At 69.5% G+C, this 12,393-nt stretch carries 12 protein-coding genes; 10 read left to right on the top strand and 2 right to left on the bottom strand.

Features of this window, described 5'->3' with window-relative positions:
* Positions 1-75: 75 nt before the first annotated feature.
* Together NU688_RS25775 and NU688_RS25770 are read left to right on the top strand one after the other, a co-directional pair.
* Complete coding sequence (locus NU688_RS25775) at positions 76-786, top strand: response regulator transcription factor (protein ID WP_257863684.1); 711 nt, start codon at positions 76-78, stop codon at positions 784-786.
* 19 nt (positions 787-805) lie between these two features.
* A complete protein-coding gene (locus tag NU688_RS25770; protein WP_257863683.1) occupies positions 806-2,635 on the top strand; it encodes a hybrid sensor histidine kinase/response regulator in 1,830 nt (609 codons plus the stop codon).
* A gap of 211 nt (positions 2,636-2,846) precedes the next feature.
* On the opposite strand, the gene ftsY is transcribed toward NU688_RS25770, so the two are convergent.
* Positions 2,847-4,091, bottom strand: a complete 1,245-nt coding sequence (ftsY, locus tag NU688_RS25765) for a signal recognition particle-docking protein FtsY (RefSeq protein ID WP_257863682.1) — start codon at positions 4,089-4,091, stop codon at positions 2,847-2,849.
* Positions 4,092-4,120: 29 nt separating this feature from the next.
* Here ftsY and NU688_RS25760 point away from each other — a divergent pair, with 29 nt between their 5' ends.
* Both NU688_RS25760 and NU688_RS25755 read left to right on the top strand, forming a co-directional pair.
* Complete coding sequence (locus tag NU688_RS25760; protein WP_257863681.1) at positions 4,121-5,572, top strand: pitrilysin family protein; 1,452 nt, start codon at positions 4,121-4,123, stop codon at positions 5,570-5,572.
* Between the two features lie 14 nt (positions 5,573-5,586).
* Positions 5,587-6,930, top strand: a complete 1,344-nt coding sequence (locus tag NU688_RS25755) for a pitrilysin family protein (protein WP_257863680.1) — start codon at positions 5,587-5,589, stop codon at positions 6,928-6,930.
* 3 nt (positions 6,931-6,933) lie between these two features.
* Here the strand turns inward: NU688_RS25755 and NU688_RS25750 are convergent, their stop codons facing one another.
* Entirely contained in the window at positions 6,934-7,845 is a 912-nt protein-coding gene (locus NU688_RS25750; RefSeq protein WP_257863679.1) for a LysR family transcriptional regulator ArgP, read from the bottom strand.
* 79 nt (positions 7,846-7,924) lie between these two features.
* On the opposite strand from NU688_RS25750, the gene NU688_RS25745 reads away from it, so the two are divergent.
* The 6 genes from NU688_RS25745 (at position 7,925) to pxpA (ending at position 12,390) form a co-directional block, all read left to right on the top strand.
* Entirely contained in the window at positions 7,925-8,560 is a 636-nt protein-coding gene (locus tag NU688_RS25745; RefSeq protein WP_257863678.1) for a LysE/ArgO family amino acid transporter, read from the top strand.
* A gap of 34 nt (positions 8,561-8,594) precedes the next feature.
* A complete protein-coding gene (locus NU688_RS25740; protein WP_257863677.1) occupies positions 8,595-9,251 on the top strand; it encodes an RsmD family RNA methyltransferase in 657 nt (218 codons plus the stop codon).
* A 43-nt stretch (positions 9,252-9,294) separates the two neighbouring features.
* Positions 9,295-9,798 carry a pantetheine-phosphate adenylyltransferase gene (coaD, locus tag NU688_RS25735; protein WP_257863675.1) on the top strand — a complete coding sequence of 168 codons (504 nt, stop codon included), beginning with the start codon at positions 9,295-9,297 and terminating at the stop codon, positions 9,796-9,798.
* Positions 9,799-9,927: 129 nt separating this feature from the next.
* Positions 9,928-10,593 carry a 5-oxoprolinase subunit PxpB gene (gene pxpB / locus NU688_RS25730; RefSeq protein WP_257863674.1) on the top strand — a complete coding sequence of 222 codons (666 nt, stop codon included), beginning with the start codon at positions 9,928-9,930 and terminating at the stop codon, positions 10,591-10,593.
* Positions 10,590-11,588 (top strand): biotin-dependent carboxyltransferase family protein, encoded by a 999-nt coding sequence (locus NU688_RS25725; RefSeq protein ID WP_257863672.1) that lies wholly within the window; start codon positions 10,590-10,592, stop codon positions 11,586-11,588. The genes pxpB and NU688_RS25725 overlap by 4 nt, the downstream gene beginning before the upstream one ends.
* Positions 11,589-11,655: 67 nt before the next feature.
* Positions 11,656-12,390, top strand: a complete 735-nt coding sequence (gene pxpA, locus NU688_RS25720) for a 5-oxoprolinase subunit PxpA (protein ID WP_257863670.1) — start codon at positions 11,656-11,658, stop codon at positions 12,388-12,390.
* Positions 12,391-12,393: the final 3 nt, after the last annotated feature.

Here is a 12,393-nt window from a genome sequence, read left to right as displayed (position 1 = left end):
TTCCGGCCCGAAGGGCGGGCCGTGTCATGACTTAGGGCACTGTTGCTGGCCCTTTGCCCCGCTAAGATCAAACGCGTGGCTCCCTTCGATTCTTCTTCCACGCCTCCGCCCGAGACTGCGGGGGCGGGTCTTCCAGTTCGCGCACCGACCGCGATCCTGGTCGTGGACGACCACGACCTGCTCCGCCTGGGGGTCTGCGCGCTGGTACAGGCGCAGGCCAGCTCCTCGGGCGCGCGCATCGAGGTCTTCGAGGCCGGCAACGTCACCGACGCCCTCGCGCTGTACGAGGCCAACCAGTCCGCCATCGGCCTGGTGCTGCTCGACCTCGCGCTGCCCGACACCCACGGACTGAGCGGCCTGGCCGAATTCCGGCTGCGCTTTCCGGCGGCGCGCATCGTGGTGCTTTCCGGCACGGGCAACAGCTCGCTGGCGCAAGGCGTGCTCGCACTGGGTGCCAGCGCCTTCCTGCCCAAGTCGGCCGATCTGAAAGAGGTGGTGAGCTTCATCCGCGCCTGCGGCCTGCTGGACCCCGACGCCGCCGACAACCCGCCGCCGGCCGTGCCGAAGGCGCTCTCGGGTTATGCCGAGTTCGCCCATGCCAGCGCATGGCAGGAACTCACGCCGCGCCAGATGCAGGTGCTGCAGTGGGTGCTTGAGGGCAAGGCCAACAAGGAAATTGCCCAGCTCGCGAACCTGAGCGAAGGCACGGTGAAGAACCACGTCTCGACCATCCTGCTGCTGTTCGGCATGCGCTCGCGCGCCCAGTTGATCAGCACGCTGCACTGAGCTTCTGAACATACCGGCCGTGGCGTCCAGCGATCCGTCCGCCGACCACACCCTCGGCCAGCGGGTGCTGCGCGAGCATGTCGCCTCGGTCTACGACACCTATATCGTCTCGACGCTGACCCACATGGCGTTCGTGGTGGTGTTCGGCTGCATCATCTATTCGCAGCTGCGCAACCTGAGTCTGCTGTTCTGGATCGGCGGCCTGGTGATCGCCGACATCTACGTCTTCTTCACGCCGCGCTGGACCCCCTTGCGGCCCGCGCGGGAAAGCGCGTACTGGGCGCGCAAGATTTCCCGCATGGTCACGCTGGTCAGCATGATCACGGCGGTGGTGCCCTGGCTCATCGTGCCCTACGACAACCTGCCGATGACCTCGCTGCTGATGGCGGTGATCGTGGGCAGCTGCGCCCGGGCGGCGCAGTCGCTCTGGCCGTTGAAGTCGGCACTGTTCGGCTACACGCTGCCAATGTCTTTGGGCCTGATCACCGCGCTGGCATGGCAGGGCGACGGCCTGCATCTTTTCCTGGCGGCGGCCGGTGCGGCCTACCTGCTGCTGACGCTGCGCGCGGGCATCGGCCAGCACAGGCTCCTGACCGAATCGCTCATGCTGCGCTTCGAGAACGAGGCCCTGGCCGCGCGTCTGGGCGAGCAGATCGCCGCCACCGAGCGCGCCAGCGAGGAGAAAACCCGCTTCCTCGGCACCGCCAGCCACGACCTGCGCCAGCCGCTGCACGCCATCGCGCTTTTCGGCGCCGCGCTCGAGAACGAACTGCGCGACCGCCCCGAGGGCCGCAACGCCGAGCGCCTGATGCGCGCGGTGAATGCGCTGGGTGCGTCGCTGGACACCATGCTCGACGTCTCGCGGCTCGATGCGGGCGTGATTACGCCGGTGCCGCAGCCGGTGCAACTGGACGCGCTGTTCCTGCCGCTCAACCACACCTTCTCGGCGCGCGCCGAGCAGAAACAGCTGCAGCTGCGCGTGCGCGCCAGCGGCCTGTGGGTGCACAGCGATCCGCAACTGCTGCACCGCATGCTGTCCAACCTGATGGACAACGCGCTCAAGTACACCGCCCATGGTGGCGTGACGGTGATGGCGCGCGCGCGCGGCGATTCGGTGTGGGTCGAGGTGCGCGACACCGGCATCGGCATCGCGCCCGAGCAGTCGGGCCGCATCTTCGAAGAGTTCTATCAGATCAACAATCCCGGCCGCGACCGCTCCCGGGGCCTGGGCATCGGGCTGTCGATCGTGCAGCGGCTGTCGCGGCTGCTCGGCCATCCGGTGCAGATGCATTCGCGCCCGGGGCGCGGCACGCACTTTCGCGTCGTGCTGCCGGCCGCCCGTGCGCACGCCGGCGGGCTGCTGCCTTCCTTTCCCTCCGACACGGGGGAAGCGGCGCAGGCGCCGCAGCGCAGGAACGCGCCACCGCTGCCGGGTCGCGTGCTGCTGCTGGACGACGAACTCGAGATCCGCGAAGCCATGGTGGGCCTGCTGCGCTCGCACGCGATCGATGCGCACGCCGTGGCCGACGAGGCTGGCGCGGCCGCGGCCTTGCAAAAAGCCCACGGCGAAGGGCGCCCGTTCGATCTGCTGCTGTGCGACTACCGCCTGGCCGACGGCGTCGACGGCCTGGACGCCGGCCTGCGCCTGAGCCAGGGGCCGGGCGAGGGTCACGCTGAAACCCCGCTGCTGCTGATCACCGGCGAGACCTCGCCGGCCCGCCTGCAGCGCGTGCGGGAATCGCAGGTCCCGGTGTTGTTCAAGCCGGTCGTGGCGGCCGCGCTGCTCCAGGCAATGGCTGAACTGGCCACGCCGAAGCTGGCTTCCCGGTCATCAACAGCCGATGTTTGAACACATTGGTAGTAGTTGGGCGCCAATCGCCGGCGTAAAGATCGAATGGCATGACTTTCGGCACTGGTGAGCATTCGCTCCGCCGAATATCTTCACTGCATTCCCGACACAGCCCAGTGGGCCGTACGGCACAAACCAGGGGGAAGGGAGAGAAGAAGAAAAGTGAGAAGCGGCCCCGGCGCAAGCGGGGGCCGCTTTCTTTTGTCCGAAATCACCCGAGGAGTGCCTGCGCGAATTCGCGCGCGTCGAAGGTCTCGAGGTCTTCGAGCTTTTCCCCCACGCCGATGAAATAGACCGGGATCGGCCGCTCGCGCGCAATGGCGCACAGCACGCCGCCCTTGGCCGTGCCGTCCAGCTTGGTCACGATCAGGCCGGTGAGGCCCAGCGTCTCGTCGAAGGCTTTCACCTGCGCGAGCGCGTTCTGCCCGGTGTTGCCGTCGATCACCAGCAGCACCTCGTGCGGCGCGGTGGCGTCGGCCTTGGTGACGACGCGCTTGATCTTCTTGAGCTCGTCCATCAGGTGCAGCTGCGTCGGCAGGCGGCCGGCGGTGTCGACCAGCACGACGTCCTTGCCGCGCGCCTTGCCGGCGTTCACCGCGTCGAAGCTCACGGCCGAGGGGTCGCCGCCCTCGTTGCTCACGATCTCGACCGTGTTGCGGTCGGCCCAGACCAGCAGTTGCTCGCGTGCCGCGGCCCGGAAGGTGTCGGCCGCGGCCAGCAGCACCGAGGCGCCCTCGGTCGCCAGATGCTTGGTGAGCTTGCCGATGGAGGTGGTCTTGCCCGCGCCGTTGACGCCGGCCACCATGATCACGGTGGGCGTGAACTGGCCGATGACCAGCGGTTTCTCGAGCGGGCGCAGCAGATCGGCGATGGCCTCGGCCAGCAGCACCTTGACCTGCGCAGCGTTGGTGGCCATCTGGCGCTTGACGCGGACCTTCAGGTCGTCGAGCAGGTATTCGGTGGCCTTGACGCCGGTGTCGGCCATCAGCAGCGCGGATTCGAGTTCTTCATACAGCGCATCGTCGATCTGCGCGTTGACGAACACGGCCTGGATGCCGGTGCCCGTTTTGCGCAGGCCGGTCTTGAGCTTGTCGAACCAGCCCTTGCGCTCGGGGAGCGCCGCTGCTTCGACGACGGCGAGTGTCGGGGCGGGGACGGGAGCCGGGGGAGGAACCGGGACCGGCGCAGGCGCTGCGACCGGCGTTGGCACGGGCGCTGGAATCGGGGCCGGGGAGGGCGCCGGCGGTGCAACCGGGGTCGGTGCAGGGACCACCACAGCAGGCGCCGCCTCTTCGGCTGCCGGCTTCCCGCCAAACCAGCTCGAAGGCGAGAACACCGAGCGCGCCGGTGCGGCCTCGGCAACAGGTGCGGGGGCGGCGGGCGGTTCGACGGGTGGGGTCGGTGCCGGCGCGACCGGGGTTTCGGCAGGCGGTTTTTTCTTGAAGAAACTGAACATCAGGAGCTTTTTACAATCCGACCCATTCTATGAAACACCTCTCGCCACGCAGTGCTGCGTCTGGTGCGGTGCTGGCGGTGGCGCTGATGGCGTCCGGGGCCATGCCTGCGCAGGCCCAGTCCACACCGCCCCCCGCTGCATCTCCAGCCGCCACCGCGGCCGCACCGGGCCCCCAGCAATTCACCCTCGCAAACGGCATGACGTTGATCGTGCAGCCCGACCGGCGCGCGCCGACCGCGGTGCAGATGGTCTGGGTCCGCGTCGGCTCCATGGACGAGGTCGACGGCACCTCCGGCGTCGCACATGCGCTCGAACACATGATGTTCAAGGGCACCAAGACCATCAAGCCCGGCGAGTTCTCGCGCCGCGTGGCGCAGCTCGGTGGCCAGGAAAACGCCTTCACCACGCGCGACTACACCGGCTACTACCAGCAGATCCCGGTCGGCAGTCTCGAGCAGGTGATGAAGCTCGAATCCGACCGCTTCGCCAACAACCAGTGGCCCGACGACGAGTTCAAGCGCGAGATCGAGGTCGTCAAGGAAGAGCGGCGCCTCCGCACCGAAGACCAGCCCCGCGCACTGCTCGGCGAGCAGCAGAACGCCGCCGTCTTCACCGCCTCGCCCTACCACCGCCCGGTGGTCGGCTGGATGAGCGACCTCGACGCGATGACGCCTGACGATGCCCGCGAGTTCCGCAAGCGCTGGTACGTGCCCGCCAACGCGGTGCTCGTGGTGGCCGGCGATGTCGATATCGCCAAGGTCCGCGCGCTCGCCGAGAAGTACTACGGCGGCATCCCGTCGCGCGCCGTGCCCACGCGCAAGCCGCGCGTCGAGCCAGTGCAGCGCGGCATCCGCCGCCTCGAATTCAAGGCGCCGGCCGAGCAGGCCTACGTGTCGCTCGCCTACCGCGTGCCGCAACTCGCGAACATCGACGACACGAACAGCGATTCGTGGGCGCTGGTGGTGCTCTCGGCGGTGCTCGACGGCTACGCCGGTGCGCGCCTGGACCGCGCGCTCACGCAGGGCCCTGACCGCGTGGCCGATTCCGCCGGCGCTTATTCGGGCTTCATCGGCCGCGGTCCGCAGCTCTTCGTGCTCGACGGCGTGCCCTCTCAGGGCAAGAGCGCCGAGGTGGTCGAAGCCGCGCTGCGCGCCCAGGTGGCGCGCATCGCGAAGGACGGCGTGGGCGAAGCCGAACTGGCACGCGTCAAGACCCAGTGGGTGGCCAGCGAAACCTACAAGCGCGACTCGGTGATGGCGCAGGCGCGCGAACTGGGCAGCAACTGGGTCCAGGGCCTGCCGCTCGACGCGAGCGAGCGCATCGTCGCCCGGCTGCAGGCCGTCACCGCCGCCCAGGTGCAGGCCGTGGCTGCCAAGTACTTCGGCGACGACCAGCTCACGGTGGCCACGCTGCGTCCCTTGCCGCCCGAAGCCAAGCCCCGCGGCCGCGGCTTCGCGGCACCCGCAGGCGAGCTGCGCTGAAAGACCCGGAACACATGATGACTCTCAAGAAACTGGCGCTGCGCGCCGTGTTTGCCGGCACCGCCGTTCTCGGCCTTGCCAGCGCGCAGGCCGCGCTGCCCATCCAGCAATGGACGCTCGCGAACGGCGCCAAGATATACCTCGTGTCGACCAACGCGCTGCCGATCGTCGACGTGCAGATCGACTTCGACGCCGGCAGCCGGCGCGACCCGGCACCGCAGGCGGGCCTGGCCAGCGTGACCTCGGCGATGGTCGAGAAGGGCGTGCGCGCCGGCAAGAACGGCGAGCCCGCGCTCGACCAGAATGCCCTCGGCGAAGCCTGGGCGGACCTGGGCGCGAGCTTCGACGTGAGCGCAGGCACCGACCGCATGAGCTATTCGCTGCGGACGCTCTCCGATCCGGCACTGCTCGGCAAGGCCGTGACGCTGGCCTCGCGCGAGCTCGGCGAGCCCTCGTTCCCCGACGACGTCTGGCTGCGCGAGCGCGAACGCATCAACGCTTCCATCAAGGAGTCGAACACCAAGCCCGCGACCATCGCCGGCCGCGCGTTCGCACAGGCCGTCTACGGCGTGCATCCATACGGGCAGGAAGTCACCGAGGAAACGCTGGCGCGCATCGACACGGTCGCGATGCGCCAGCGCTATCAGCAGCTCATCGTGCCGTGCCGCGCCAAGCTCAGCATCGTGGGCGCGGTCACGCGTACCGAGGCCGAATCGGTGGCGGTCACGCTGCTGTCGCGCCTGCCGGCCGCCGACAGCTGCGCGCCGCTGCCCACCATCGCGCCGGTGGCCGCGCTCGCTGCGCAGAAGGACGAGCGCATCCCGTTCGACTCCGCGCAGGCCCACGTCTTCATCGGCCAGCCCGGCTACCCGCGCAAGGACCCCGACCACTTCGCGCTCACCCTCGGCAACTACGTGCTCGGCGGCGGCGGTTTCGTCTCGCGCCTGACCAACGAGGTGCGCGAGAAGCGCGGCCTCACCTACAGCATCTACAGCGGCTTTGCGCCGGGGCTCGATGCGGGGGCGTTTCGCATCGGCTTCCAGACCCGGCCCGACCAGGCTGAAGAGGCCGTGAAGATGTCGCGCGAAGTGCTGGCGAAGTTCGTGGCCGAAGGCCCGACCGAGAGCGAGCTGAAGGCCGCGAAGGACAACCTGATCGGCGGCTTCCCGCTGCTGCTGGACAGCAACCGCAAGCTCATCGGCAACGTCGCCAACATCGCCTGGCACGACCTGCCGCTGGACTACCTCGATACCTGGACCACGCGCATGAATGCGGTCACGGCGGCGGACGTCAAGGCGGCGTTCGCGCGCAAGCTGCAGCCGGCGCGGATGGTGACGGTGGTGGTGGGCGGAAAGTAACCGTTATGCCAGCGCGTGCGGGCCGCTCGTCGCGGCCGCACGCACCGCCGCGCCGAGCCGCTTGAGCAACTGCGGCGCCGCGCGCGCCTGCTGCCAGTAGAGCGGCACCGGCAGCGTCGAGCCGGGCACCAGCTCCATCAGCGTCCCCTCGCGGATTGCATCGGCCACCATGCTGGCCGGATGCATGCCCCAGCCCATGCCCGCGCACGCCGCCTCGACAAACGCGTTCGGCGATGGAATCCAGTGCCGCGGCGTCTCGACGTTGCGGTGGCAGATGCGGCGCACCCAGCGTGCCTGCAGGCGGTCCTTGCGGTCGAACACCAGGCTCGGCGCGCTTGCCAGCGTTCGCGCGCCCACGCCCTTGGCGAAATGCCGCTTCACGAATTCGGGGCTTGCGGCGGCCACGTAATGCATCGTGCCCAGCGCCTCGCTGTTGCAGCCGGCCACCGGCTCGGCCAGCGCGGTCACTGCCGCGAGCACGGCGCCGCTGCGCAAGCGCTCGGCCGTGTGGTCCTGGTCATCGACCGAGAGATCGAGCAGCGCGGCTTCCTCCTGCGTGGAGAAGGCGGCGGCCGCGGCCATGAACCAGGTCGCCAGGCTGTCGGCGTTGACGGCCACGCGCACCGTGACGCGTTCGTGCGCCTCGCCGCTTCCCATGCCGAGGGCAGGAAGGGCGTCGCGCAGTTCGTGCTCCAGCATGCCCACGCGCTCCAGGTGCCGGCACAGCTGCAGGCCGGCTTCCGTCGCGACGCAGGGCTGGCCGCGCACCAGCAGCGCGCCGCCCGTGCGCTCCTCGAGCAGCTTCACGCGCTGCGAGACGGCCGAGGGCGTGACGTTCAACGCGCGCGCGGCGCGCTCAAAGCTGCCTTCGCGCACGACGGCGGCCAGGGCGTTGAGGGCGGCGTAGTCGAGCATCTTGATTGATTAAGTCAAACTGAATTGAAGTTAGGAGGTTTAGTTTGAATTAATCCGAGGTGCGCGGCAAGCTCGCACCATGTCTGCCGAACTCGCCACCACCGCTTTCCTCCACGGGCTCTTCATGAGCCTGGTGCTCATCGTCGCCATCGGCGCCCAGAACGCCTATGTGCTGCGCCAGGGATTGCGGCGCGAGCATGTGAGCGCCGTGGTGCTGTTCTGCGCGGCCAGCGATGCGGTACTGATCGGTGCGGGCGTCGCTGGCATGGCGCAGGCGCTGAAGGGGCGGCCGATGCTGGCGACGGCGCTCGCGGGGCTCGGCGCGGCGTTCCTGTGCGCCTATGGTCTTCGTGCGCTGTGGCGTTCGCGCCAGCCCGGCGCGCTGCAGGCGACGGCGCAGGGCATTTCGCTCTCGCGCGCGGCCGTGGTGGCGCAGGCGGCGGGCTTCACGCTGCTGAACCCGCATGTCTATCTGGACACCGTGCTGCTCGTGGGCAGCGCGGGCGCGCAGTACGCGGGCTCGCTCAAGGTCTGGTTCGTCGCGGGCGCCTCGATGGCGAGCGTGCTGTGGTTCACCGCGCTGGGTTTCGGCGCACGGCTGCTCGCGCCGGTGTTCGCGCGTCCGCGCGCCTGGCAGATGCTCGATGCGCTGATCGGCGGCACCATGCTCGTGCTGGCGGCCATGCTGGCGCGGCGTGCGTTGACCGGCGCCTGACCGGCCGCCGGTGCGGCGGCGTTAAGCTCGCCGCATGCCCCAGAAGAAAGCCGCCGCAGCCTCCCGTCCGCCCGCAACCAAGCGCCCCGCACGCCCCGTGCGACCCAGCGAGGTCCGCATCATCGGCGGCCAATGGAAGCGCACCCGCCTCGCGGTGGCCGACAAGCCGGGCCTGCGCCCTACGCCCGACCGCGTGCGCGAGACGCTGTTCAACTGGCTCGCAAGCCTGGCCGGCGCGGGTGGTGGAGAACTGCCGGGCTGGCATTGCGTCGACGCCTTCGCGGGCACCGGTGCTCTCGGCCTGGAAGCTGCCTCGCGCGGCGCGGCCAACGTGCTGCTGTGCGAGCAGGACGCGGCGCTGGTCGCGCAATTGCAGGCCGCGAAGACCAAGCTGTCGGCCGAGGCGGTGCGCATCGAGCGCGGCAATGGCCTCACGGCGCTGGAGCGCACGACGGCGGGCAGCCTGCACGCCGTCTTCCTCGATCCGCCCTTCGAGAGCACCGCGCTCTACGAACCGGCCCTGCGCGCCGCGGCGCGCGCATTGCGCCCCGGTGGCGTCGCCTACCTCGAAGCCCCCCGTCAGTGGAACGACGAGGAACTGGCCGCGTTCGGCCTCGCGGGCTTCCGCTATCTGAAGGCCGGCGCCGTGCATGCCCACCTGCTGCGACTGGCCTCGGAGGGGACTGCATAATCCGCCGAACAAGCCGCACCGGCTGCATGAGGAAGAAGCAACCATGGCCAGCAACGTCATCGCGGTTTATCCGGGCACATTCGATCCCATCACCCTCGGTCACGAGGACGTGGTGCGCCGGGCCACCCAGCTGTTCTCCAAGGTGATCGTCGCCGTCGCGGCGGGCCATCACAAGAAGGCGCTGTTCTCCCTGCAGGAACGCATGGACATGGCGCGCGAAGCCGTCAAGCCCTACAGCGACCAGGTCACGGTCGAGAGCTTCTCGGGCCTTTTGCGCGACTTCGTGGTGGCGCGCGGCGGCAAGGCCATGGTGCGGGGCCTTCGCGCCGTGACCGACTTCGACTACGAGTTTCAGCTCGCCGGCATGAACCGTTCGCTGATGCCCGATGTCGAGACCGTGTTCCTCACGCCCAGCGACAAGTACCAGTTCATCTCCAGCACCTTCGTGCGCGAGATCGCCATGCTCGGCGGCGAGGTCAACAAGTTCGTCTCGCCCAACGTCGAGCACATGCTGGCCGCCAAGGTGCGCAGCCTCGGCCGTGAATAGGCACTCCCCCAGGCTTCGCGCACTTCGTGTCGCTTCTCCTCCCCCCTCGCCGGGGGCAACACCAGCGGCCCGGCAAAGCCGGTTCCGCGGTGTTTCACGAATGGCCCTTGCCGCGCCTGTTCGAACCAGATGACCGATAGATATCCGCCACCCCGCCTGCATCTGCTCGGGGATGCAGCGCTGTTGTGCGAGCTGCCGGCACCGGCCACGCTGGTGCAGCAGCAACGCATCTGGGCGCTGGCCGCAGAGGCCCGCGAATGGCCCGGCGTCGGCGAAGTGCTGCCGGGCATGAACAACCTCACGTTGACCTTCGACCCCACGGCCATCGAACTCGACGCGCTCACGGCACAGGTGCTCGAAGCCTGGCCGAAGCTTTCTGCCAAGGCCGTCGAAGGCCGCCTGGTCGAGATCCCCGTTGCCTACGGCGGCGAGCACGGACCTGACCTCCGCGACGTCGCGGCCCACACAGGCCTCACGCCGGCGGAAGTGGTGCGGCGTCACAGCGCGGGCGAGTACGTGGTGTATCTGCTCGGCTTTCTTCCGGGCTTCGCTTTCATGGGAGGCCTCGCGCCCGAGCTCGCCACGCCCCGCCGCGCGGAGCCGCGCACCGCGGTACCCGCGCGCTCGGTCGGCATCGGCGGCGAGCAGACGGGCATCTACCCGCTGGTGTCGCCGGGCGGCTGGCAGCTCATCGGCCGCACCTCGCTCGAGATGTTCGACCCGACCGCCGAGTCGCCCACCTTGCTGCGCCCGGGCGACCGTGTGCGCTTCGTCGTCGAGAGCGTGCAGACATGATCGTCGTCCAGAAGTCTGGCCTGCTGGCCTCGGTGCAAGACCTCGGGCGGCACGGCCATCGCCAGTTGGGCATCTGCCCCGGCGGCGCGCTCGATGTGCTGGCGCTCACGCTCGCGAACCGGCTGGTCGGCAATCCCGACGGCACCGCGGGACTCGAACTCACGATGGGCGGCTGCGAACTGCGCTTCGAAACTGACACGCGCATCGCGCTCGTTGGCGACGACTTCGGCGCGCAACTCGACGGCGTGCCGCTCTGGCCCTGCTGGAGCGTGCCGGTGGCGGCGGGCCAGGTGCTCAAGCTCCAGGGCGCCAATGCAGCCAATACGAAGAAGGCGGGCCTGCGCAGCTGGCTCGCCATTGCGGGCGGTATCGACGTGGCGCCCGTGCTCGGCTCGCGCAGCACTGATCTCAAGGCTGGCTTCGGCGGCCACGAAGGCCGCGCGCTGCGCAAGGGCGACAAGCTGCCGCTGGGCCCGTCGCGGCTCGACGCCGCACAGCGCACACGCAAGCCCTTCGGCCTGCGCGGCCCCGACTGGGGCGCGGAAGAAGCCGATGGCGCCATCGCGCTGCGCGTGTTGCCCGGTCCCGAATTCGAACAGTTCACGCTGGCCGCGCGCGAGGTGCTGTGGGGCGAGCGCTGGCGCATCACCTCGCAGAGCAACCGCATGGGCAGCCGGCTCGCGGGCGCCGAACTCAAGCGCAAGCGCGCGGGCGACATGCTGTCGTCGGGCGTGATCCCCGGCACGATCCAGGTGCCGCCCTCGGGCCAGCCGATCATCCTGATGGGAGATGCGCAGACGACAGGCGGCTATCCGCGCATCGGCGTCGTGATCCGCGCCGACCTCTGGAAACTCGCGCAGGCGCCGCTCAACGGCAAGCTGCGCCTCGTGCAGGTCGACATGGCGGAGGCGCTCGCCGCCTGGGCCGGCCAGCAGCGCTACCTCGCGCAAGTGGCGCAAGGGCTTGCGGTGGCAGGCTGGCCGGGCGCGGCATAGACTGTGCGAGCACACCGCCAGCGGGCCGCGCCGGTGCCGGCCCGCTGAAGAAGAAGGAACCTTCCCCATGCACATCGACCTCAATGCCGATCTCGGCGAGGGCGCTGGCAGCGACGAAGCGCTGCTCGGCCTCGTGAGCTCCGCCAACATCGCCTGCGGCTGGCACGCGGGCGACGCCAAGACCATGCGCCAGTGCGTGCGCTGGGCCATCGAACACGGCGTGGCCATCGGCGCGCACCCGAGCTTTCCCGATCGCGAGAACTTCGGCCGCAGCACCATGCACCTGCCGCCCGACGAGATCGTCTCGAACGTGCTTTACCAGGTCGGCGCGCTCGCCGCGATCGTCAAGGCCGAGGGCGGGCAACTCGCGCATGTGAAGGCGCACGGCCAGCTCTACAACCAGGCAGTCAAGGAGCCCGAGCTCGCCGATGCGCTTTGCGAGGCGGTGCGCCGCTTCGACCCGTCGCTCAAGTTCTTCGGCCTTGCCGGCAGCAACATGATCGACGCCGCGCGCCGCGCCGGCCTCACGCCTGTCGAGGAAGTGTTCGCCGACCGCGGCTACATGCCCGATGGCAGCCTCGTGCCGCGCAGCCAGCCCGGTGCGCTGATCGAGAGCGAAGAGCAGTCGATCGCGCAGACCCTCTCGCTGGTGCGCGACCACAAGGTGACCGCCATCGATGGCAGCACGGTCGCCGTCAACGCACAGACCGTGTGCCTGCATGGCGACGGCGCGCATGCGCTGGCCTTCGCGCGCCGCATTCGCGAGCGGCTGCAGGCCGAGGGCATCGCGGTTCGCGCCTGATCG

Origin of the sequence: Variovorax sp. ZS18.2.2, assembly GCF_024701975.1 — a bacterium.
Lineage (GTDB): Bacteria > Pseudomonadota > Gammaproteobacteria > Burkholderiales > Burkholderiaceae_C > Variovorax.
The sequence above is the reverse complement of the archived record's forward strand: the minus strand, read 5'-3'. Positions and strand labels throughout refer to the sequence as shown.

What these genes read in the sequence shown, in the direction of transcription:
- ftsY (WP_257863682.1), bottom strand. Translation starts at nt 4,091, where the DNA reads ATGTTCAGTTTCTTCAAGAAAAAACCGCCTGCCGAAACCCCGGTCGCG.
- NU688_RS25760 (WP_257863681.1), top strand. Translation starts at nt 4,121, where the DNA reads ATGAAACACCTCTCGCCACGCAGTGCTGCGTCTGGTGCGGTGCTGGCG.
- NU688_RS25755 (WP_257863680.1), top strand. Translation starts at nt 5,587, where the DNA reads ATGATGACTCTCAAGAAACTGGCGCTGCGCGCCGTGTTTGCCGGCACC.
- NU688_RS25750 (WP_257863679.1), bottom strand. Translation starts at nt 7,845, where the DNA reads ATGCTCGACTACGCCGCCCTCAACGCCCTGGCCGCCGTCGTGCGCGAA.
- NU688_RS25745 (WP_257863678.1), top strand. Translation starts at nt 7,925, where the DNA reads ATGTCTGCCGAACTCGCCACCACCGCTTTCCTCCACGGGCTCTTCATG.
- NU688_RS25740 (WP_257863677.1), top strand. Translation starts at nt 8,595, where the DNA reads ATGCCCCAGAAGAAAGCCGCCGCAGCCTCCCGTCCGCCCGCAACCAAG.
- coaD (WP_257863675.1), top strand. Translation starts at nt 9,295, where the DNA reads ATGGCCAGCAACGTCATCGCGGTTTATCCGGGCACATTCGATCCCATC.
- pxpB (WP_257863674.1), top strand. Translation starts at nt 9,928, where the DNA reads ATGACCGATAGATATCCGCCACCCCGCCTGCATCTGCTCGGGGATGCA.
- NU688_RS25725 (WP_257863672.1), top strand. Translation starts at nt 10,590, where the DNA reads ATGATCGTCGTCCAGAAGTCTGGCCTGCTGGCCTCGGTGCAAGACCTC.
- pxpA (WP_257863670.1), top strand. Translation starts at nt 11,656, where the DNA reads ATGCACATCGACCTCAATGCCGATCTCGGCGAGGGCGCTGGCAGCGAC.